At 47.7% G+C, this 20,745-nt stretch carries 23 protein-coding genes; 9 read left to right on the top strand and 14 right to left on the bottom strand.

The features are described 5' to 3' along the window. Positions 1-217: 217 nt before the first annotated feature. Complete coding sequence (locus tag FDX11_RS00470) at positions 218-775, bottom strand: DJ-1/PfpI family protein (RefSeq protein ID WP_137397270.1); 558 nt, start codon at positions 773-775, stop codon at positions 218-220. 553 nt (positions 776-1,328) lie between these two features. Between FDX11_RS00470 and FDX11_RS00465 the strand changes: the two genes are divergently transcribed. Then, positions 1,329-1,832 (top strand): non-heme ferritin-like protein, encoded by a 504-nt coding sequence (locus tag FDX11_RS00465; RefSeq protein ID WP_003034597.1) that lies wholly within the window; start codon positions 1,329-1,331, stop codon positions 1,830-1,832. A gap of 139 nt (positions 1,833-1,971) precedes the next feature. Here the strand turns inward: FDX11_RS00465 and FDX11_RS00460 are convergent, their stop codons facing one another. Beyond that, on the bottom strand, positions 1,972-2,223 hold the full coding sequence (locus FDX11_RS00460; protein ID WP_137397269.1) for a DUF2766 family protein: 252 nt from the start codon (positions 2,221-2,223) through the stop codon (positions 1,972-1,974). A gap of 129 nt (positions 2,224-2,352) precedes the next feature. Here FDX11_RS00460 and FDX11_RS00455 point away from each other — a divergent pair, with 129 nt between their 5' ends. Next, on the top strand, positions 2,353-3,774 hold the full coding sequence (locus tag FDX11_RS00455; RefSeq protein WP_137397268.1) for an MFS transporter: 1,422 nt from the start codon (positions 2,353-2,355) through the stop codon (positions 3,772-3,774). A 33-nt stretch (positions 3,775-3,807) separates the two neighbouring features. Here FDX11_RS00455 and FDX11_RS00450 read toward each other — a convergent pair whose 3' ends face one another. Then, on the bottom strand, positions 3,808-4,446 hold the full coding sequence (locus FDX11_RS00450; protein WP_003034591.1) for an RpiB/LacA/LacB family sugar-phosphate isomerase: 639 nt from the start codon (positions 4,444-4,446) through the stop codon (positions 3,808-3,810). 267 nt (positions 4,447-4,713) lie between these two features. Between FDX11_RS00450 and yecR the strand changes: the two genes are divergently transcribed. Continuing rightward, entirely contained in the window at positions 4,714-5,049 is a 336-nt protein-coding gene (yecR, locus tag FDX11_RS00445; protein WP_137397267.1) for a YecR family lipoprotein, read from the top strand. Between the two features lie 194 nt (positions 5,050-5,243). After that, positions 5,244-5,741 carry a non-heme ferritin gene (gene ftnA, locus FDX11_RS00440; RefSeq protein ID WP_079939951.1) on the top strand — a complete coding sequence of 166 codons (498 nt, stop codon included), beginning with the start codon at positions 5,244-5,246 and terminating at the stop codon, positions 5,739-5,741. 45 nt (positions 5,742-5,786) lie between these two features. On the opposite strand, the gene FDX11_RS00435 is transcribed toward ftnA, so the two are convergent. Next, the gene (locus tag FDX11_RS00435; protein ID WP_003034586.1) at positions 5,787-6,026 is read right to left on the bottom strand and encodes a YecH family metal-binding protein; all 240 of its coding nucleotides are present in this window, start codon (positions 6,024-6,026) and stop codon (positions 5,787-5,789) included. A 225-nt stretch (positions 6,027-6,251) separates the two neighbouring features. On the opposite strand from FDX11_RS00435, the gene tyrP reads away from it, so the two are divergent. Beyond that, positions 6,252-7,463, top strand: a complete 1,212-nt coding sequence (gene tyrP / locus FDX11_RS00430; RefSeq protein ID WP_079939952.1) for a tyrosine transporter TyrP — start codon at positions 6,252-6,254, stop codon at positions 7,461-7,463. Positions 7,464-7,489: 26 nt separating this feature from the next. On the opposite strand, the gene FDX11_RS00425 is transcribed toward tyrP, so the two are convergent. The 6 genes from FDX11_RS00425 to FDX11_RS00400 form a co-directional block, all read right to left on the bottom strand. Beyond that, positions 7,490-8,155 (bottom strand): YecA family protein, encoded by a 666-nt coding sequence (locus tag FDX11_RS00425; protein ID WP_137397266.1) that lies wholly within the window; start codon positions 8,153-8,155, stop codon positions 7,490-7,492. 209 nt (positions 8,156-8,364) lie between these two features. Beyond that, positions 8,365-8,646 (bottom strand): heavy-metal-associated domain-containing protein, encoded by a 282-nt coding sequence (locus tag FDX11_RS00420; RefSeq protein ID WP_003833910.1) that lies wholly within the window; start codon positions 8,644-8,646, stop codon positions 8,365-8,367. Beyond that, on the bottom strand, positions 8,643-8,843 hold the full coding sequence (locus FDX11_RS25320; protein ID WP_249360704.1) for a hypothetical protein: 201 nt from the start codon (positions 8,841-8,843) through the stop codon (positions 8,643-8,645). The genes FDX11_RS00420 and FDX11_RS25320 overlap by 4 nt, the downstream gene beginning before the upstream one ends. A gap of 108 nt (positions 8,844-8,951) precedes the next feature. After that, positions 8,952-10,094 carry a transglutaminase-like domain-containing protein gene (locus tag FDX11_RS00410; protein ID WP_137397265.1) on the bottom strand — a complete coding sequence of 381 codons (1,143 nt, stop codon included), beginning with the start codon at positions 10,092-10,094 and terminating at the stop codon, positions 8,952-8,954. 208 nt (positions 10,095-10,302) lie between these two features. Beyond that, positions 10,303-10,773 carry an SRPBCC family protein gene (locus FDX11_RS00405; RefSeq protein ID WP_137397264.1) on the bottom strand — a complete coding sequence of 157 codons (471 nt, stop codon included), beginning with the start codon at positions 10,771-10,773 and terminating at the stop codon, positions 10,303-10,305. A gap of 12 nt (positions 10,774-10,785) precedes the next feature. Then, positions 10,786-11,475 (bottom strand): DUF1571 domain-containing protein, encoded by a 690-nt coding sequence (locus tag FDX11_RS00400; protein ID WP_137397263.1) that lies wholly within the window; start codon positions 11,473-11,475, stop codon positions 10,786-10,788. Positions 11,476-11,679: 204 nt separating this feature from the next. Between FDX11_RS00400 and FDX11_RS25690 the strand changes: the two genes are divergently transcribed. The 4 genes from FDX11_RS25690 to FDX11_RS25685 all read left to right on the top strand — a co-directional run bounded on the left by FDX11_RS25690 (position 11,680) and on the right by FDX11_RS25685 (position 14,253). Next, complete coding sequence (locus FDX11_RS25690) at positions 11,680-12,024, top strand: hypothetical protein (RefSeq protein ID WP_137397262.1); 345 nt, start codon at positions 11,680-11,682, stop codon at positions 12,022-12,024. Positions 12,025-12,519: 495 nt separating this feature from the next. Then, positions 12,520-13,655 (top strand): IS3 family transposase gene (locus tag FDX11_RS00385; protein WP_201304748.1). Its coding sequence is split into 2 segments (ribosomal slippage): positions 12,520-12,766 and positions 12,766-13,655, totalling 1,137 coding nucleotides; the frame shifts between segments, so codons are not numbered across the junction. Between the two features lie 60 nt (positions 13,656-13,715). Next, on the top strand, positions 13,716-14,114 hold the full coding sequence (locus tag FDX11_RS25315) for a hypothetical protein (RefSeq protein WP_244590913.1): 399 nt from the start codon (positions 13,716-13,718) through the stop codon (positions 14,112-14,114). Between the two features lie 10 nt (positions 14,115-14,124). Then, a complete protein-coding gene (locus tag FDX11_RS25685; protein WP_097761820.1) occupies positions 14,125-14,253 on the top strand; it encodes a transposase in 129 nt (42 codons plus the stop codon). Between the two features lie 186 nt (positions 14,254-14,439). Here FDX11_RS25685 and FDX11_RS00365 read toward each other — a convergent pair whose 3' ends face one another. Genes FDX11_RS00365 through FDX11_RS25680 form a run of 4 tightly spaced genes read right to left on the bottom strand, consistent with a single transcriptional unit; the run spans position 14,440 to position 20,582 of the window. Then, positions 14,440-14,928, bottom strand: a complete 489-nt coding sequence (locus FDX11_RS00365; protein WP_032469931.1) for a hypothetical protein — start codon at positions 14,926-14,928, stop codon at positions 14,440-14,442. Then, positions 14,925-19,601: a RecQ family ATP-dependent DNA helicase gene (locus FDX11_RS00360; RefSeq protein WP_137397261.1), complete on the bottom strand. Its 4,677-nt coding sequence runs from the start codon at positions 19,599-19,601 to the stop codon at positions 14,925-14,927. The genes FDX11_RS00365 and FDX11_RS00360 overlap by 4 nt, the downstream gene beginning before the upstream one ends. Continuing rightward, positions 19,598-20,527 carry a DNA-processing protein DprA gene (locus FDX11_RS00355; protein WP_045896958.1) on the bottom strand — a complete coding sequence of 310 codons (930 nt, stop codon included), beginning with the start codon at positions 20,525-20,527 and terminating at the stop codon, positions 19,598-19,600. Before FDX11_RS00355 ends, FDX11_RS00360 begins: the two co-directional genes overlap by 4 nt. Next, a complete protein-coding gene (locus FDX11_RS25680; RefSeq protein WP_353653208.1) occupies positions 20,514-20,582 on the bottom strand; it encodes a hypothetical protein in 69 nt (22 codons plus the stop codon). The genes FDX11_RS00355 and FDX11_RS25680 overlap by 14 nt, the downstream gene beginning before the upstream one ends. Between the last annotated feature and the right edge of the window lie 163 nt (positions 20,583-20,745).

Genomic DNA, 20,745 nt, shown 5'->3' with positions numbered 1-20,745 from the left:
TAATGCCAGTGCTGAGAGTATTTTTAGCGGGAAATTGATTCTCCATAAGAGAGCGGCATCACACCACAGAATTACAGTAATTGCGTACATAAATTCAGCGGGAAATGACATAAAAAAACGCGATTTTGTCGACGGGAAAAAAGAGAGGTAGCAGATTAGTCCATAAGGTCAGCCAACGAATCCTTGTTCCCGAATACCGAAGCATTCGGGAGAATGATTACCATCGGTAATAAATGTGGTCAGCGTGGTCGCGAACCGGAAGGTCATCTCCCAATAGACGCGCCGCAAGCGTGAAAGCAAAATCGAAAATATGCCCTAACCCTTTACCGCTAATCAGGTTGCCATCTTCCACAACCGGCGCATCGATATATTCCCCATCCGTGACGTTTTGCCACAGATCCCCCGAACACACGTAGTGACGCCCCTTCAGCAGGCCGTTGCCACCCAGCACGCGCGCAGCCGCAGAACACACCGGGCAAATGAGTTTTCCTGCCTCGTCATGGCGAGCGATAAACTGGATGACAGCCTCACTGGCGGCAAGATTAACGCTGCCCTGCGGCCCGCCGGGTAACACAACGGCATCGTAAAGATCCGTCTGGCGCACAGCCAGCGTGCTGTCCGTCACCATCGGCACGTCATGGTAACTCACCACCGCACGGGACTCGGCGCAGGCCAGTGTTTCAACTTCGATCTGCAGGCGGCGCAGAATATCAATGGTAACAATGGCTTCCGCCTCTTCAAAACCAGGTGCCAGTAGCACGGCAACCTTTTTCATACACACTCCTCGATTTTTCCAAATACACCTAACAATAAATACCGAATCATTCAGGTGCTTAACTTTATTAATTTCCACAAAACTGATCTGGCGCAAAAAATTAGTCAGCAGATAACGTTCAACCACACATCTCAATGGTGAAATTTCTTCATCCTAAGAGCAGATAATCATCTGGTGACAGACAATACCTGATTGTGAAATTCAATTTCGTGATATGAAACACCATTTCAATATCAATATTTCGCTTTAATTATATAAATATCAACCTCTTACATTCACATGACTTATATGCACAAGCAGAAAAATCACTAATATTGCTATGACAATATGTAAAAATTCATAAATACGCAGATTTAAGGATTTTCTTATGTTGGGACAGGCGTTATGCTGAATCTCGATCGGGAGCGAATATAATTCGTGATCACTAAAGGACCGGCGGAACGGATTTATTCTGCTAACAGTTTTAATTGTACGTAGAGGTAAAGTGTAGCGGCAGCCCGTTGCACTGACGTAAGTAACGTACATCCCCCTTTCTGGAAATAAGGATATTGATATGGCTGCAGTTGGAATTGTTCATAAACTCAACACACAAATGAACCTCGAGTTCTACGCATCGAATCTTTACCTGCATCTCAGTGAATGGTGCTACGAACACAGCCTGACTGGCACCGCAACCTTTCTACGCACCCAGGCGCAAGGTAACGTGACTCAAATGATGCGTATGTTTAATTTTATGAAAAGTGCCGGGGCTAACCCCATCGTCAAGGCTATCGATGTTCCGGGTGATGAACTAACTTCCCTTGAAGAACTGTTTCAGAAAACGCTGGATGAATACCAACAGCGTTACAGCAAGCTATCTCGCTTAACCAATGAAGCAGAAGCCTTGAATGATGCAACAACCATTGATTTTCTCCACGATCTGGAAAAAGAGCAGCAGCAGGATGGCGTGCTGTTACAGACGATTCTTGATGAAGTCCGCAGCGCTAAACGTGCGGGACTGTGCATGGCACAAACCGATAAGCACCTGCTGAACGTCGTGAACTATCAACATCACTAATCTTCAATTTTCATCATGTTAATGCCGGATAACGATGCGACGCACCTTATCCGGCTGGCGCTAAATTATCTCTACGCTCACGCCTCTCATTCTACGAGGCGCAAAAAAACCTTTCTAAAACCTGAAACAACGGTTTATTTTAGTGAGATTCATTCTGCGGCGTGAATTTCAACTCGATCAAGGCAACCGCTTTTTGTATTGCGCGCATAGTGACCGGATCGGTGCCTGCAGGATGGCTGGAGAAATCGATGCTTTTCAGCTGGCTGGACATTTTTTCCCGAACTTCTACTGGGGCAATAACATCAAGAACATCCAGAATCTGCTTGATAACCAGCTGACAGGCAACAACGTCCGAGAGCAGTTCCTGATCGGCATTCAGTGTTTGGGACATAGTGAGCTCCTTTTAGAAAGGTCGTCATAGTACCCATTCAACGAACGAAACGATAGCCGCGCAGGCATTACGAATGCGCTGAAAATAAAAAAAGTTCCAGTCAGTTTCTTTTGAGATGGCAAGCACAACATGAGTGAACATTTAGCGGTTGAGAACAAACGCGGTCTATCCCCGGCTGCATTACTTGTTGCCGGGGCTTTCTTTATGGAGTTTATTGACGGCACGGTGATTGCCACCGCTCTGCCCGACATGGCGAAAAGTTTTGGCGTACAGGCGGTTGACCTGAACATAGGTATCAGCGCCTATCTGATCACCCTCGCGGTGCTGATTCCCGCCAGCGGCTGGATTGCGGATCGCTTCGGCGCCCGAAAAGTGTTTACCCTGGCGCTGGCGATATTTACTCTCGCCTCGGTTTTATGCGGTTTTTCCGAAAGCCTTGAGAGCTTTGTCGCCATGCGAATCTTACAGGGTGTAGGTGGCGCGCTAATGGTTCCTGTTGGCCGACTCGCGGTATTGCGCACCACGCCTAAACATCAGTTGATCACCGCTATTGCGACCCTGACCTGGCCCGCGTTAGTCGCGCCCATCATTGGCCCTCCCCTTGGCGGATTCATTACCAGCTATGCCAACTGGCGTTGGATTTTTTTCATTAATGCACCGCTTGGAATACTGGCGATTGCGCTGGCGCTACGTTTTATCCCGGATATTCATGACGACGAGCGCCGCCCATTTGATATAACTGGATTTATCGCAACCTCTGTTGCGATGGTAAGCCTGGTGTATGCCATGGAGTTACTGGGAACCCAACAGCCTCAGGGCTGGCTGACCGCCGGACTTTTGGCGCTAGGAACAGTGACCTTTCTGTTTGCCCTATATCATTTTCGTCACACCGCCTGGCCAATGATTCGCCTTGATGCCATGAACGTCCCTACTTTTCGCGTCACCATGTATGGCGGTTCGCTGTTTCGTGCCTCTATCAGCGCCGTGCCGTTTCTGCTGCCGTTAATGTTTCAGGTAGGTTTTGGCATGAACGCTTTTCACGCGGGTTCGCTGGTGCTGGCGGTATTTGTCGGCAATCTGACAATTAAACCTGCCACCACACCGTTGATACGCTGGCTGGGCTTTAAGAAACTGCTGTTGATTAACGGTGCGCTTAACGTCCTGGCGCTGCTGGCCTGTGCATTAATTACGCCGCAAACCCCCGTGTGGGTTATTTTGTTGGTGTTGTATCTGGGCGGCGTGTTCCGCTCAATTCAGTTTACCGGCGTCAGCACGCTTGCCTTCGCGGACGTCCCCGCGGCACAAATGAGCTACGCGAATACGCTGTTCAGTACGGCGACACAATTAGCGGTGGGATTAGGCATTTCTTTAGCCGCTATTGGCATCCGCATTGGCGATGTGGTCAGTGAAAGGCTGGCATTGGGCAATATTCCGGGGATCAGTTTCCGGCTGGCCTTTGTCGCTATTGCCATTATTTGTCTGGTAGGTATGGTGGATACGCTGCGGCTCACCCGTGATGCAGGAAGCGCAGTATCGAATAAGAACAGGTAGCCCGGAGGGTGAACGCCGCCGGGCCAACAGGATTTAGCCAATCACCTCGCGTACAAACGCTTCGATTGCTTTGTCCTGGCAGTTTTCAAAGAAGCACTGCTGGAAGCGCGGGCCTGATACAGCGGTTTTTACCAGTTCAGGATCGATCGCGCGCAGCGTGTCCAGATAATTTTCTTTTACCACAGCCGCTTTCACCTGATTCAGAATACCGGCGTTACGCACCTGAGGCTCTTTCCGCTCCGGTGGGTAGCCTTCGCCGTTACGCCCGGTGAACGCTTTTTCAAACATATAGCGCACATTCAGCTCAGCACCCCAGCCAAAACCTTTGGCGAATGCCAGAGAAAGCGCGTTGCCGTTGTTGATCTGAGAGAACAAGAACGCATCTGCAGGATCGAGGCAATAACCACACACCACACCCGGATGAATATTTAGTGACATCATTGCCCCCTGGCCCGTACCGCAGCCTGTAACAACAAAGTCTACAGCTTTGGAATTAAGCAGGATGCTGGCCATAATTCCTAAATGGATGTAGGTCAGATGATGATCATTTTCGTCGCTCATCCCAACGTTATAGACCGGAAAACCCTTCTCATCCGCAACGGCTTTAAGCTCGTTATGGATGATGGCATTTTTGCTTGCCTGACTGTTTTCCATCATCAATGCAATTTTCATTCTGTACTCTCCTGAATGCGCCGCGGTAGCCCGCTGAAAGTCATAACATTCAGCCACATTACTATTTTGCAATTACACTTTCAAATTTAATGAAATTTGGTTTTAAAAAACAAAGTTGCGCTCACATTCTTGTCTGAACAGTTCAGAATTGCCTCAAACAAATGACCTCGTTGTGATTAATCGCAGGTGATCTTCGGGCTATTCAAGCCATTGATGAGGGCCTCTGTATGCCATGATAGTGTATCTTCGAACTTTCAGAGCGATCTCATGAAGACTTTTATCCTGGCGCTTTTGCCGCTCGTGCTGACAGGATGCACAATTACAAAACAGGCACAGGTCAGCGAAGCCAGCGCCATCACTGGTGTGGTTCGCCTGACTTATAATCAGGCCATGTTACAAACGGCACGTACCGATAGCTATGTTACCCAAGGGACAGCCACCAAAGAGTGTCAGCGCCTGGGCTATGCCAGCGCAGAAGCGTTTGGTCAGCCGGTGTCAACCTGTAGCGTATATGCCGGTTCTTTATGTTTGAATACCAAAATTACGCTCGCGTGGCAGTGCCACGGCGTCGCGGTACCCCAGTCGCCTTCCTTGAGTTATTAATATTTCCGACCAGCACATTATTGCTGGTCTTCTGTCCTTTTATTATTTATATCCTCTGTTTAATAGCGTTAATGCGTTTTATTCCCATTCGTATTTTTAATAAATAAATTTATTATTTTACCTTTTGCAAATAATTAAATAACAAATTATAGTGACGCCACGTCAATATATAATAACGTTTGTGGAGCAGAACCATGCTGAAAGCAGAAATGATCGACCAACTGAATGAGCAAATGAACCTTGAATTATATTCATCTCTGCTCTACCAACAGATGAGCGCGTGGTGCAGCTATCACAGCTTCGAAGGTGCCGCCGCGTTTTTGCGCCGTCACGCCCAGGAAGAGATGACGCACATGCAGCGTCTGTTCGACTACCTGACCGATACCGGCAGCTTGCCGCGTATTAATACCGTTTCTTCACCCTTTGCTGAATATGCGTCTCTGGACGAACTGTTCCGTGTTACTTACGAACACGAGCAGCTGATCACCCAGAAAATTAATGAGCTGGCACACGCGGCAATGACCCATCAGGATTATCCAACCTTTAATTTCCTGCAATGGTATGTTGCCGAGCAGCATGAAGAAGAGAAATTATTTAAATCTGTTATTGATAAGCTGTCGTTGGCAGGAAAAAGCGGCGAAGGTCTTTATTTCATCGATAAAGAACTGGCTACGCTTGATACACAGAATTAATATTTTGGGGTAATGAAGGCAACCCGCCATCATTACCCATTAAAATCAGTGACGGCAGATCTTGCTTTCGTGCGTAGAGAAGCCGTCTTCTTTTGCAATAAACTTTCCCTTCGCCGCTAAAAACGCCACCAACTCGCCTGCCGTCATATCCGCCGCAGAACAAGTGTGAAAACGCGCCTGCTCGCCGAAACGTGCCGTAATCGCCGCTTCAAGGCTGGCATTTGAATACTGCTCACCAGATTCAATCATCATGTTAAGCACTTCGTGACCGTGAATAGATTCCATACAACCTCCTTAATAAAGTCCGTAGCCTAATGTGAACCGCACGGCGCCGCTTTGCGCTAACGCAGGTTTTTCCGCAGATAAATGTCATTTGTTATACATCTTAATGGTCAAAATGCTGTAAATATTAATGTACAGTCATTGTAACGGTGATTTGACGAAAATAGCGTTTTGCCTTAACCTGCGCCGCAGATATAACCGTTGATTATCTCTGGGACAGAGGAAAGCGTGAAAAACAGAACCCTGGGTAGTATTTTTATCGTGGCGGGAACCACGATTGGTGCCGGTATGTTGGCAATGCCGTTGGCTGCGGCAGGCGTGGGGTTTAGCGTCACGCTGGTGTTGTTAGTCAGTCTTTGGGCACTGATGTGCTACACCGCACTGTTGCTGCTTGAAGTGTATCAACATGTCCCGGCAGACACCGGGCTGGGTACGCTGGCAAAACGTTATCTTGGCCGTTACGGGCAATGGGTAACGGGCTTTAGCATGATGTTTTTAATGTATGCCCTGACGGCAGCGTATATCAGTGGCGCAGGTGAACTGCTGGCCTCCAGCATCAGCGACTGGACTGGAACAAATATATCCCCGACAACAGGCGTACTGCTGTTCACCTTTGTTGCCGGTGGCGTGGTTTGTGTTGGGACCTCGCTGGTCGATCTGTTCAACCGTCTGCTATTCAGTGCCAAGATAATCTTCCTGGTGGCGATGCTGGCTCTGTTAATGCCGCATATTCATAAAGTGAACCTGCTTACGCTGCCGCTGCAACAGGGGCTGGCGCTCTCCGCGATCCCGGTCATCTTCACCTCATTCGGTTTTCACGGCAGTGTTCCCAGTATCGTCAGCTATATGAACGGCAACATTCGTAAACTGCGTTGGGTGTTTATTACGGGTAGCGCTATTCCGCTGGTCGCCTATATCTTCTGGCAACTGGCGACGCTTGGCAGCATTAACTCGACAACGTTCATGGGGCTTTTAGCCAACCACGCAGGCTTAAACGGCTTATTGCAGGCATTGCGTGAAGTCGTGGCTTCGCCGCACGTCGAACTGGCGGTGCATCTGTTTGCCGACCTCGCGCTGGCAACCTCTTTCCTCGGCGTTGCATTGGGATTATTTGACTACCTGGCCGATCTCTTCCAGCGCCGCAATACCGTAGCGGGAAGAATGCAAACCGGCGTGGTGACCTTCCTGCCGCCGCTGGCATTCGCGCTGTTCTATCCGCGTGGCTTTGTCATGGCGCTGGGGTATGCGGGCGTTGCCCTGGCGGTGCTGGCGCTGCTCATTCCTTCGATGCTGGCCTGGCAGAGCAGAAAACATAATCCGCAGGCCAACTACCGCGTAACAGGCGGTGCTCCGGCGCTGGCACTGGTATTTTTGTGCGGCATTGTGGTGATAGCAGTACAGTTTTCTATTGCAGCAGGATTACTACCGGAAGTGGGTTAAAACAAAGGGGCTTTCGCCCCTTTCTGTTAATGCAAACAGCACTGCTTATATTTCTTGCCGCTGCCACACGGGCAAGGGTCATTACGCCCTACTTTGGCATCCACCTTCACTGGTACTTTGACCGGCGTTTCCTGAGGATGCGCCATCCAGTAAGCATGCAGGTCCAGCGCAGCCAAGCGGATGGCGTCCACGCTCTCTTCAAATGCTTCCGGCGTTAGTTTCTCAACCACCGCAAAGTTCTCTTCCGTACCGTGCAGCGCAATAGCCTCAAGTGCTGGTTTTAGCGTGTCCGGTAACGCAGACCAGTCTGACAGTGCGACGCCGCGCATATAACCGAAACACCACTCTTCAACGATGGTCAGTTCATGCTCGTCAATTTTACGCAAACCAAACAGCGGCTCAAACTGCTCAGGATATTCATCCAGACGATCGGCCGTATCCGCCATATGTTGAAACGCCAGGTTCATGAAACGCGTCATTTCTTTTTCGGAGGACCAGCGAGGGACATACTGCGCGCCGCCCCAAATCGCGACCAGCCACTGCTCTGGTTCAATTTCATACGGTGAACTCAGCACCGCCGTCAGCAAACCATCCAGTTCTGACACATCCAGAATAGCCTTGTCCGTATTGTACTTAGTCAGTACATCATCCAGCCATTCCAGTTCGCTCTCGTTTAATGGTCCCGTTTTCATAACGCTTTTCCTTAGTCAAAAAATCTTGCCTGTGATCATCCTACATGGCTGGAGGGATAACAGATACAAATGGGCATATGCGGCATACAGCTGCCGCCTGTTCAGGTTAACAGGAAACGAGGGGAATTCCGGAAGTTAACGCACAAAAGAGAACACTAAGCCGCCGGGCATCATACCGGGAAAAAACAATAAAACCACCCGCAGGTGGTTTACTGTTGTTCAATACGGTTGAGCGTTGCGGTATAGCCCGTTTTCGCCACCGCGTTAAGTAAAGTATCGGTTGGGAAACCTTCCGGTACAATCGCTTCTGCTTGTCGGGTTTTTAGGGAGGATTTGGCTTTAATCACACCGTCGGTTTCACGTAGCGCCTGATTGACCGAAATAACGCACAGCGAGCAGGTCATATTTTGTATATCCAGCACCACTTTTTGGTTAGCCGCCTGAGCCCACAGCGGCAGCAACAAGCATGCAACTAATGTGAAGATTTTCATTCAAATACCTCATAAAACCAGGCAACGAGCGTTGGATAAAATAGCACCGGCAAAATCAACGCCAGCGCGCACCAGTAGAGAATGCGCGCTTGCTTCAGCGTTAACCACCCGGAGCACCACAGTCGTTTGGAAAAATAGAGCAGCCAGAAAACGCGCAGTAATAAGCCCAATGACACCAGCATCAGGGGAATTCGCAAGAACTCGAACCGGGTGAAGACAGCAAAGCTCGCCGCCGAAATACCAAACAACAGATAGAGCAGCGGACGGCAGCCGCAGCGGCCGTCAACAGGGTGAGTCCCGCCCCTTTAGCGTTGTTCTGTGGCGACATAGCTGTAGGAGAACGCTTTAGGATCGTAGAAATTGATCGGGTCGCCATCGACTTCAGCGTAAGGATAGCCAAAGTTGTTCATCGCGCCCTGCTCCGTTGCCGGATACAGCTCGAAATCACGCCCGTAGTTAAATCCAACCCAGTTCATTTCCCAGTTACCAAACAGGTAAGTGTTTACCGCCTGGACATCGGCATCCTGATGCGATTTTTTCTCTGCCAGACGCATTTTGGTCACATCAGCAGGATCGCACGGTAACCAGCCGTAACCGGCCAGATAGAATTCGGCGCGGCAATGTTGTCCGCCGCTCACATCGGCAACCCCTGCACTGTCTGCTTTGCCAAAAGCACTTTTCGAGTAACGTTCGAGCTTATTGGCTTTGCCCAGACGGATGCCGAACAGTTCCCGCGCCGGGATGCCGCTGGCCCGTGCCAGAGCCACAAAAACAGAGCTCATGTCGGTGCATTTTCCTTTGAGCTTACCGCTTTTTAAGATCTCCGCCACATCCCCCGTGCCGCAGCCGATAACGTCGTTATCGCGCTCCATATGGCTACTCACCCACTCGTAAATCAGGCGCGCTTTTTTCAGCGGATCCTGCTCATTACCGGTAATTTTACGCGCGGTTTCCAGAACCTGCCCATCAACTGGGGTATGTGTCGTCGGCAGCAGGTACGGTTTTACATCCAGCGGATAAATAATCTGCTCCGGCGCTTGCCAGGTTTTCAACGCGTCCTGCTTCAGCGGTTCCCAGTCGGCGGTTTCAATGTCGATATCAACGTTAATCAACAGTTCGCCCTGCGAGTCAGGCCAGGTGGCAAACAGCGTTTTCGCGCCATAAGTATTATTAGTGGTAACGTACGCCTGCTTGTAGTTTCCGCTGAAGGCAAGGGCCGTCATTTGTTGAAACGCGGTGTCTACCGGAAGCGGGATCCACAGTTTCACTACGCCGCTCGATCCCTTAGGAGGGTTAAGTTTATAAGTCTGGGATAACACAAAGCGCCGACGCGCGACGGGTGCAACGGATGGCTCAGCGGCGTGAACCGTCTGGCTAATAACCGCAGGACCGACTAAACCGGCGGCGGAAAGGAGAACGCTATTTTTGATAAATTGTCGACGTTGCATTGCTGTCTGTCCATGTTGTAAGAGTTGGGCTACGGCTAAGAAGGTAAAAACCGTATGCGATCATCACAGCAGACAGACGCTGACATAAAAAGGTGAGCCGATGGAGGTTATTCATCAATAACAGACCTGTTAACTGTGAATGAAATAAGAAACTGCGCGACAGATAGTAAGCCATAGACAGGCAAAAAGTACAGCCGTGAGGGCGAGTTCAGAAAATATAGACATTCGTTGCCAGCTTACGGGCTAGCCCTCTGGCCCCCTCGCGCATGACCATATCGTGATTCCAGCGAAATACAGGTGCTGCCAGCGGGGCAAGATAATTCATCCAGCGGATCGTGGTACGCACATTCCAGTCATATCTGACGATAGTCTCTGCACCATTGGCAGAAAAAGACCACACGCCTCGCCCTTCAACCGCTCCACTGGCTTGCCCTACAAGCAGTGAGCAAGGCAAAATATTCAACACATTGATGTCAAAGGTTAAGCGATAAGGAAGCGCTCCTTTCCAGGTATAACGATGCAGCGCCCCAATGCCCTGTATATCACCTTTTTTAATCTCAACGATGCGTTCCAGACTTCCCCACCATTCAGGCCACTGATCGGGATGAGATAAAACATCCCATACTTCCTGAATTGAAGCCTCAACCCGCCAGACGGTGAAAAACTGATAGTCAGCCATAGAGCGGGCTCCTCAAGGCGAGAAGAAATTGGCAGGAAAACGGATGTTAATGACCATAGTATCCAGAAACACGGTTTCTAATCGCTGCCCATCTGGCGCATAGCTGATCACTTTGGCAGGGAGTCCGTGATAATTATCCAGCCAGACGTCATAGCGGTGAACACCATCAACCGCCATTGTTCCAGGCCCAACCACAGATACGTGCGTCGTCGCCCGTCCTGCAAGGTTTTCCTTACCAATAGTGGTCGTTGCCCCTTCACGTTGCAGATGACGAATATTGCCCAACAACACGCCGATATCAGAGCGATCCACCCGATGACCACGCTCATCCTGGATCAATGAATTAGTAGGCGACAGGTGCAAAATGGGCAACGTACCCACACCAAATGGCCATAACGTCACTTTACCGCTGACAGGATTAAAGATAAGTACCGCACCTGAATGCGGTTGGGTGAAATCCATCCGCACATAGCCAGCCTGTTGAAAGCTATAGAGAATAATTTTGCTTTCACCGGATGGCGACGAGGAGCGCATCATGACCTGATAAGACGTCAGATTATTAAATGACTGTTGAGAAAATGCTATGGGATCCGTATCCCTGACATTCTGCGAAAAGATACCCCCTTTTTCCACCGAACATGCTGAACAACTCAAGGTGAGCAATGCTGCGAACATAACTATCGGAAAAGATGAAATGTTCATAACAGCCCCCTGAACCAGCCCTGTCTGCAAACAGAAGTCATCACCTGTCGACTGGTTTTATTATAGTTCTTAACTGCATGGCACGGCTCTTCCGGCCCCTCAGACTCAGTATGGACAGAAGGTTTACATTATTGGTTATGTTTTCAGTTGAGATGACAACATAAAGCTATACTTTAATAGCCATACTTTTAATAGGTATTAATCATGAAACTGCCATCGGTATTTTCATGCGCCGTTCTCATATTACTGATGCTGGCGTCATCGTCTGCCACAGCCAGTGCGTTACAAAACCAGGCCGTCAGAGAGCAAGAGTTAAGCACGGCACTTCGAGCTGGTAATGGCGTGATCATCATTGGCGGGACGGATGATTTCGCTTTCACGCTCAGGGCACGAAACCGAATCCACAGACAGCTGGCGATACAGGATGGCTTTGGCGATCCCATCCTGATGAATGGTTTCCAGGACCACAACTACAATCCCGCCCGCGATGGGTTTATCAACAACCCAGCCCGAGGGGGCTTTATGTTTAACGCACCGATTCGGCGATAGATTGATTAGCAATAGTGAGTATATAGAGGGCAGTTTGCGTTTCTGGCAGGCTACCTGACGCAAGGTATCTATGGCTTTTAAAAAACAGGCACAAAAAAACCACCCGGAGGTGGTTTCACGACACTGCTTATTGCTTTGATTATTCTGTTCTTTCCCATGGTACCCGGAGTGGGACTTGAACCCACACAGCGCGAACGCCGAGGGATTTTAAATTCTACGTAGGATCAATGAGTTACATAGCAGTGCATTGCGAAACTTTGCTGCCGTTGAATGGTCGTCTTTGCAACCACTGGCAGAAAATGGATAGCCGTAGATTGCGTTGAGCACAGAAACAGCACAGGGTAATCGTCTACCTGGTCCTGTAAAGGAGGTTGTTGCCACACAAGCTAAAGAGCTTGACCTGCCCCCAGTATTCGGTACAACTGTCAGTTAGTAATGGACTGACCCCACCCCGGTAGACGATCCTGCCCTATAGTTTGAGTATAGGGGGAGCATATGGGCACACCACGATTTACACCTGAATTTAAGGAAGAAGCCGTCCGACAGATAACGGAACGCGGTTATTCCGTTGCCGAAGTATCTGACCGTCTGGGCGTTTCTGCCCACAGCCTCTACAAGTGGCTACGGGCTATCAAACCGGATAACAGCGAGCAGCATGCCCGGGATTTACTGGAAGCCAAAAGCGAGATCCTGAAACTACGGGCGCAGCTAAAACGTACCGAAGAAGAACGGGATATCCTGAAAAAGGCCGCGCGGTACTTTGCAAGGGAGCCCGACTGAAGTACCGCTTTATCAATGAGCACCGCACTGTATGGGGTGTGATGACAATGTGTCGGGTACTGGATGTCGCCCGGGCCGGGTTCTACGCGTGGCTGCATAACCCGGTCTCGGCACGTGATAAAGATAATCAGCGTCTGCTGACGCTTATCCGTGACTCCTATTCACTGAGCGGAGGCGTATACGGTTACCGGCGGGTTCATGGCGACCTGAACGAAATCGGGGAAACCTGCGGTAAAAACCGGGTGGGCCGTATTATGCAACTGAACCGGATTAAAGCCGTGCGCGGCTATAAAGCGCCGCGTCGTATCGCTGGCAGACCTTCAGTGGTTGCCCCTAATCGCGTGCAGCGGCAGTTTACTGTTGTCCGGGCCAATCAGGTCTGGGTCACCGACATTACTTATATCCGCACCTGGCAGGGCTGGCTGTATCTGGCGGTGGTTATCGATCTCTTCGCCCGTAACGTGGTGGGCTGGTCGATGAAGCCCACTCTCTCACGCGAACTGGCGCTGGATGCACTGATGATGGCGGTCTGGCGACGTAAACCCGACGGCGAGGTCATCGTGCACTCAGACCAGGGAAGCCAGTACGGCAGTGACGACTGGCAGCGCTTCTGCCGGGCTAATAACCTGGTCCCGAGCATGAGCCGGCGTGGCAACTGCTGGGATAATGCGGTGGCCGAATCGTTCTTCAGTTCACTGAAAAAAGAGCGCATCAGGAAGAGAATATACAAAACCCGGGATCTAGCCCGGGCGGATATCTTCGATTACATTGAAGTGTTCTACAACCGGGCCCGGCGCCACAGTCACCTCGGCGGCGTCAGTCCGGAGGCCTTCGAACAGGCCTCGTCGTGAGGACAGAATTTGTCTACGGGCGTGGGGTCAGTCCAAATAGCCTAAATAGGCTGATTCGATGTGTTTGCGGGAAAAAAATCGGCCCAGATCCGCGAAATTTTAATCAGCGAGTCAGCTTGGGAAGAAATGACCTGCTTATTCGCACCTTCCCTATCCCTGCATTTGCAGAACACCCCACATCGTTCAGTCAGGCAAAACGATTTGCCCGAGAAATTTACCAAGACAACCAGAGTACGTTTTACTGTGGATGTAGCTATAACACCTAAAATCGGAGCTAAATATATAAAAAATTGGAAACAACGACATCAAATACCAATATTTGGCTGGAAACATGAATCAATACTCGACGAAATAAATCAAATCGATAATGATGACTTGTTGTATGTGAACCTGTGCATTTATAGCAGTTTAAACATAAAAACTATGGATGAGGTATCGCTTGAAGTTCGTGGATTTTGAAAAATTCTGATTGTGTGATGGTTACAGTGCTTACGACAATATTGACGGGATATTCCCTGTTGGTTGCTGGGCACATGCTAGACGTAAATATGAAAATGCGTTAAATCAGAAAAGCGCGTTAAAGGCCGAGCGAATATAGCAAAAAGTTATATCGGCAAACTCTACGCATTGGCACAATAGGCGAAAAGTAAAAACCTAACCCCAGATGAACGCTACCAACTTCGACAAGAAAAAGTATTGCCTATCTTAGCAAAGTTCAAAGCTTGGCTCGATTCTGTATTCCAACTTATTGATTACAATTAAAAACTGAATGACAATCTAAAAATTAAAGAACCATATTCATAGCCAAGAATCCGACACCTCCAGCCAACACCAAGATACCTAAAACAACTATGGTTCGTAGCCCGCTTATCGATCTTTGCTGAGACTCCACCGCTGCCTCTAACTTGCTTTTCAATTCCGCTAATTGTTTAGCAATGCGGCTATCAATTGCTGTGCAGCCTTGTTCAAACTGATCAGGTGTTACAAACTTCAAGGCTGCAACCTCACGCCTTAGTTTCAACTGTTCATCTTTGATCTGGCCTAGAAGATCATTCAGTGACGTAAGGCGACCGTCAAACTCTTCAAATTTATTCGAGTTCTTCGTAACCAATTCAGCCTGTTCATAAGCTAGACTTGCGAGCGTTGATTTCGCTGCCTCTATCTCAGTTCTTGCATCGTTGACGGCGCTCAACAGGCCATTAAACTCTGCCACTTGCGTCGATTGCTCTTCGAGTGAATCGATTACCCGGTGTAGTTTCTGTATGTCATTCACCAATTAATCCCCTTGTATAGGCTGGTAAGTTTTTCAAGTCTAATTGCTAGTGGAGCTAACAAAGTGTGATAGGAGAACGGATCTCCTAGCTCTTCATTTACCTCCTCAAGAAAATCCAAATCATCAAATTTCTCATGGACCAAACGAGCAAAGCGGCTTCGCGCATTTTCAGAGAACATTGGCTTTAGCTGCATAGTTTTTCGGACCAGCTCTAGTGCTTCATCCCTATTATCACTGATCAACCGATCAAATGACGATGCCATTCTTCGCTCTCCATCTGCATCATCAAACTCATCGGAAGCTAGTCGCAGCACACCACTCAAGTAGTTCAAGAATGCATTATCTTTGTATGACTCTAGGAATCGAGAAATCTGACCTCGTAGGATCGTCATCTTCTCGCTGCCTACTAGATGTTCCGTGCCCTCTTCTTCATCAGTTTCAAAAAAAACTGATGGCCATAACTTCGCCGATGCAGAATTCTCAGCCATATAGAGCAAAAGTTGGCTCGACTTGTCGTGTCTGAAATAACCCTCCAACTTCTCCTTAAATTCTTTGCCATCCATCCTGCCTTCAGCAAATGAACTACAGTGTTCATAAACGTTCTTCTGTGACTGGCGGCGGTTGTAGACAAAATGGTCATAGGACCAAAGTAAAAGAACAAGAAAGATAAATTGCGATTTATCGATAGACCCTTTTCTCAGCTTGTCGCAGAGAATTTTGTAGTACTGGTTATCACTACTGAACACATCAGCGAGCTTAAACTCAGGATCATACTTTCTGACGGTATGCTCAATTTTCTTTTCCAGGCCTTCTTCCGATAGGCACTGGAACTCGACATAGAGCGTTCCATTAAAAAAGTCTTCGATTACCCAGTCAGAGACAATACCTAATTGAGAAAGACGGTAGATAGCCTTTTCCAATTTAAACTTTTCCGTACCAAACTGCCTGGCAGTAATGATCACCGTGTTGTGTTCCTGATTGTACTTAAAGAATTCGTATACATTTGCCATCAACTTGAACTCATCATTGATTGTGTCCAAGCCGTTTGTCATCAGGAATAGATTTGTGTTCAGGTCGCTATCGCGACTCAATGACTTCACGTACTCCTTCAGATCTTTGACGTTCGTGCTAGCGTCCCAAATCTTGTCGAGAATAGCTGAATTGGGCTCTTTTGTGAGAAGCACATAGCAATCTGCGGGTACTTCCTTGAACAGTTTTTTATCTCGCCCGGCCCTGCCTGCTTCCTGATACAAGGCCTCCATCGACCCAGGTATTCCGAAGTGAATCGTATAGGCAATATTCCCCTTATTCACGCCCATTCCGAATGCCTTAGTGGCAGTAAGTAGGCGGTATTTATTTTCTTTAAATTCGTCTTGAACTTGGCGCTTATACCTATCGAAAGCCTCTCCCTGCAATCCACCCATTTTCGGAGCCGACCCCGAAAAATATCTAACATCCATCTTCAAGAGTGTTGAAATTCGGCCCGCTAAGCTATGACAACCCTTAGCTCCGTTGACGGTAGGTGTGAATATGATCCCCGCCTTATTGCCGTCTTCCCGATCGGAATTCCATTTACCCTCCATTTCAGAAACAAGCTTGACGACTGCATCACCTTTAAGGCCTTTATCGTCGATAACGTGGAATGAGAGTTCCTCGCGAGTGAAGTCCATTGGGGTACGGACAAAATCATCGGGGATATCAAACTCTGTTTGAATATCCTTTAAGACGTTAACTGATGCTGTTGCCGTTAGGCCTATATAACTTGCACTAGGAGCAAACCGTTCGATTGTATTTGCCAGGTTCAGATAAGAAGTCCTGAAATCATGTCCCCACTCAGACAAACAGTGAGCTTCATCGATCACCGCGTAGGCAAATGAGAGATCTAGTCCGATAGCCAACATCTCTTTTCTAAACGCATGGGTTTGGAATCGCTCAGGCGATATGAAAACGAAGAAGTACTTACCACGTCCGAAATCTCTCTGAACTTTGGCCTTCTCTCCTGCCTTCAAATCACTTGTAATAAAATTGCTTCGAGTGAAGCCGATGCTATCCAAATCTGCTTTCTGGTCATACATCAAACTTTTTATCGGGCACACGACAAAGCTAACGGCTGGTTGCAGGACCGCAGACAGCTGGTAACAAATCGACTTACCCGAACCTGTAGGCAGCAATCCTATTGTGCCGTTTTTCGAAAGTGCAGATCCTATGATACCAACCTGCCCTTCCCTGAAATCTACATCCTCTAGGTATGGTAGAAACAGGTTGCTGAGGAAGTATCTCAGCGACTCTCGCTGCTCGCTGCCTGGGCTAAGATCTAGCTTGTAGGTAATGGGGTTACTACATGAAAGCTCGAAAAAGTCATAGTCAATCAATTGACTGGTTTCTATTGAAACAGCATCAGAATCTTCGAAGTTTCGATAGAAATCGAAGTAATCCGTACGTGAATATATGACGTCTTGGTTAACTTGAAAGGAATCGTCATAACGCTCCAGTAAGCTGAAGTCGATGAATATATTTTCACCAGACCGTTCGCTCGGAAGCTCATCTGATTCGATCAGCGCAACCTCAATTCGCTTTTCTTCAATGCCGATGAGACGAAAGATATTCGATAACAAATCGTTCAGGTCGTCCAGTGCCGCTTCAGCAAAATCAGTTCCATCACGATTGACTATGAATAGTTTTTTCAACTCCCCTAGTCTGATCTGACCTCGTTCAAGAAGCTCTAATAACAGTATCTGGAAACGCAACGCCGAGGTCAGCCTCAATCGCGAGTCAGTAACATCGACTCCATTTTCATAAGCCTCTTGGTAATTCAATAAAGAAATACCATTAGGAGGCGTTAGGACACCATTTCGCTCTAGACTATCAACGATCTGAATTTGAGAAATAATCGAATTTATCTTACTGATAAATGACTGATTCTCAGATGCCACTTCTTGAACAGTGAAACGAACTGTCTTCAGTCCCAAGGTTTCAGTAAACGCATCCCTCATCTCATCTAAATGCTGAGAATTTTGGTGCTGTTGACCATCTATCTCAATAATTAAACCAACTTGAGGAATGTAAAAATCTACCTGTCGGTTCTGGAATTGTTCAACGTAGACCTGAGTCATATCGTAAATCTGAACTTCAGGGAGCATTAGTTGTTTTACAAAAATGTACTCACCGAAATACTTTGGAATCAGCTCATCAAAAAACCTTTTCGCTGGGTAGTACCCAGAATGCTTGTTGCCTCGAATCAATCTATTCCAAAAAACTGGCTTATCTGACACAAGAGCCTGAGCTGATGTATTAAGACCGCTCTTCTCCAGTTCAATGCCAAATGCCTTCCTCAGTTTCCGCGAGGCTATTGTTGGCTTCCCTCTCTGAAGCATATTCTTAAGAACTTGAATTGCTGCAAATAGCTGTCCAGACGCCGTTTCAGACGAGATAGAATACTGGAGAAGATTGTGGAAAATGAAGTTATGGTTGGTTCTCGCGTAGTTAGCAGAAAACTTCTTGCTTACAAGCCTGCTACTAGACTTCGACCTGACATGTCTAGATAGTTCACTTTCGTCCGCCAGCGAGTCGATGATTGGGTTGTACAAATCTGAAAACAGTTGGTTATTGTGTTGTTGTTCTTGGCTGTCAGTGCCTAGCTCCAATCTATAGAGAGTTTTAACCAACGTAAAAATGTAAATACTTGAATTCGGAAAAGCTTGAGATAGACAGCGTGTTATCTCATCAGTTGTAGCCCCCGAAGTTAATACGTCGTCAACGATCAGAAATGTCGGATTTGAATTAGCTTCTATTGAATCAAAATCGGCTTTATAGGCACCTCTGACCTGGTGGAGTCTTTGTGCTGCAGTGCAATTAGTCGATTTATCTAATACGTGATCTTTCTCTAATATCTTAGGTTGGTAAGAAGCCCCTAAAGCAACAGCCAGCGATTTGCCCAAGGTATCTAATGCTTTATCGCCATCTTCAGCCCTAAGCTCAGCGTGACCTAACGCTCGAACAACTATATCTATGGCTGGGAATGAAGGAGCTAGCTCAACAGTCTTGTTAACCCAGCGGCGAACAGAAGTATTCTTGTTATCTTTGAAAGACCAAACTTCCTGTTTGATACCATCTAAATAGAATCCCAGATGAAGTTTATTCCCAGATTGTATTAACTCAGAACGTCCAGTTCTTGCAGAGCTCCGCGTCGAGTTTTTTCCAATAAGCTCGGTGAGACCGCTTATTCCCTTATGTGACGAATCGATCTCCGAGGCAGAACCCCAATCTACTGAGAAAAACTCAACTCCTGCATTGGAAGCAGCGTCTCGATCTAGGTTACTATCTCCTAAATAAATTGACTCGTCGGCGCTAACACCGAAGTACTCGAGAATACGAGTAACGCCCTCAGGGCTCGGCTTATGCTGCGTTACATCATGGTAGGCTACTACATAATCAACAGTGATACTGAAGTGTTTGAGTAGCCCCTGAACGTAGTTCGAAGGCGCATTCGAGAAGATAGCAACCTTGATTCCAACCGACCGAGCCGTTGTAACAAGGCCGACAACGTCCTGATAGATGACACAACCATTAAAGTACCTGGGTATGTCTCTCCATCGGCCAGCTGACCGAAGTGGTTCGAGGCTTGATGTATCAATAAGCGTGTCATCAAGATCGAGGACGATGACCTTTATCACAGCAGGCCACCTTTTGCTTTCAACGACCTAAATGAACTCGCGATATCTTCTAATTGAAGACGAATATCTTCATAAGATTCGCTCGTGTAGGGTATCGCCCTCCCTTCGTTAACTAGCTGTTGAGTTCCTGAAATTGCCTTGATAGTAAGATCTGGATACTTAGCTTTATGTGCGTCAGGAACGAAGACAGGACGCATCATAGAGATAGCAGATTTGACTGCGTGCATCGTCCCACCATCTATCGAAGTTTCAATAGCAAAGACGGCAGTAGATAAACCTGCTTGTATCCTGTCTCGCTTAGCAAAGAACGCAGGTATTGCTTTGGTTCCTGGTGCATTCTCTGCAACTAGAAGTCCGCCCTCGTCCAATATTTCCTTAGCGAGTTCCCGATTACTTGCGGGAGAAATAGACTCCACATCGACAAGAACAGAAATCGTTGGTGTTTTGGCGTCTAATGCCGCGCGATGAGCAATTGTATCGATACCCAGTGCAAGTCCACTGACTATCGTGAAGCCATAAGTCGCAAACTTTTGAATAGTTTTAATCGTTATGGTTTCCCCCTTGGGGGTGTTTTCACGAGTGCCTACAACCGCTAATGAAAGCCTATTATCTAAGAGGTTCAGATTGCCTTTGCAGTATAGAAAAGGAGGAGGTTTCGGGAGACCGTATAACGCAATTGGATAGGTTTTCGTACCGAAGAGAACAATCTCAACACCTTTATTTTTGAACGAATCAATCTCAGCTTGTACTTCGACCCTGAGAGCTTGGAAGTTCGCAGTATCTAAGAAGCTTTCGAGAGTTGCTCGAGATTTACCGTTTGATATTTTTAGATTGGAGGAGTGGTGTGCCAGTTCTTCGAGTGTTGCCACTCCGCTATACGCTGAAAACTTTAAGATGGACAGAACAGTTTCATCACCAACGTTCATTAGCCTCTTGACAACAAGAGCATCTACTATGTTCACATCCACTCCAAAAACACAACAAATTCTAGTCCATTAACCACAAATTTACTTGTATTCGACCGAAAACACAATAAAGTCAATCTCTATAAGTAGATATACCCCACGGCAAGTGTTGTGGTCAACTAAAACTGGCCACCGCGTTAGAGTTTTTCCAGTATCGGTTTTCTGATTCGTTTGGTGGT

The organism is Citrobacter sp. wls714 (assembly GCF_005281025.1).
Classification (GTDB): Bacteria; Pseudomonadota; Gammaproteobacteria; order Enterobacterales; family Enterobacteriaceae; genus Citrobacter; species Citrobacter werkmanii.
This window is presented reverse-complemented; position numbering and strand designations above follow the sequence as displayed.

Coding starts and splice junctions, on each gene's coding strand:
- FDX11_RS00455 (WP_137397268.1), top strand. CDS start 2,353: ATGAGTGAACATTTAGCGGTTGAGAACAAACGCGGTCTATCCCCGGCT.
- ftnA (WP_079939951.1), top strand. CDS start 5,244: ATGCTGAAAGCAGAAATGATCGACCAACTGAATGAGCAAATGAACCTT.
- FDX11_RS00450 (WP_003034591.1), bottom strand. CDS start 4,446: ATGAAAATTGCATTGATGATGGAAAACAGTCAGGCAAGCAAAAATGCC.
- FDX11_RS00465 (WP_003034597.1), top strand. CDS start 1,329: ATGGCTGCAGTTGGAATTGTTCATAAACTCAACACACAAATGAACCTC.
- FDX11_RS00405 (WP_137397264.1), bottom strand. CDS start 10,773: ATGGCTGACTATCAGTTTTTCACCGTCTGGCGGGTTGAGGCTTCAATT.
- yecR (WP_137397267.1), top strand. CDS start 4,714: ATGAAGACTTTTATCCTGGCGCTTTTGCCGCTCGTGCTGACAGGATGC.
- FDX11_RS00355 (WP_045896958.1), bottom strand. CDS start 20,527: ATGAACGTTGGTGATGAAACTGTTCTGTCCATCTTAAAGTTTTCAGCG.
- FDX11_RS00425 (WP_137397266.1), bottom strand. CDS start 8,155: ATGAAAACGGGACCATTAAACGAGAGCGAACTGGAATGGCTGGATGAT.
- FDX11_RS00460 (WP_137397269.1), bottom strand. CDS start 2,223: ATGTCCCAAACACTGAATGCCGATCAGGAACTGCTCTCGGACGTTGTT.
- FDX11_RS00420 (WP_003833910.1), bottom strand. CDS start 8,646: ATGAAAATCTTCACATTAGTTGCATGCTTGTTGCTGCCGCTGTGGGCT.
- FDX11_RS00410 (WP_137397265.1), bottom strand. CDS start 10,094: ATGCAACGTCGACAATTTATCAAAAATAGCGTTCTCCTTTCCGCCGCC.
- FDX11_RS00435 (WP_003034586.1), bottom strand. CDS start 6,026: ATGGAATCTATTCACGGTCACGAAGTGCTTAACATGATGATTGAATCT.
- FDX11_RS25690 (WP_137397262.1), top strand. CDS start 11,680: ATGAAACTGCCATCGGTATTTTCATGCGCCGTTCTCATATTACTGATG.
- FDX11_RS00470 (WP_137397270.1), bottom strand. CDS start 775: ATGAAAAAGGTTGCCGTGCTACTGGCACCTGGTTTTGAAGAGGCGGAA.
- FDX11_RS00400 (WP_137397263.1), bottom strand. CDS start 11,475: ATGAACATTTCATCTTTTCCGATAGTTATGTTCGCAGCATTGCTCACC.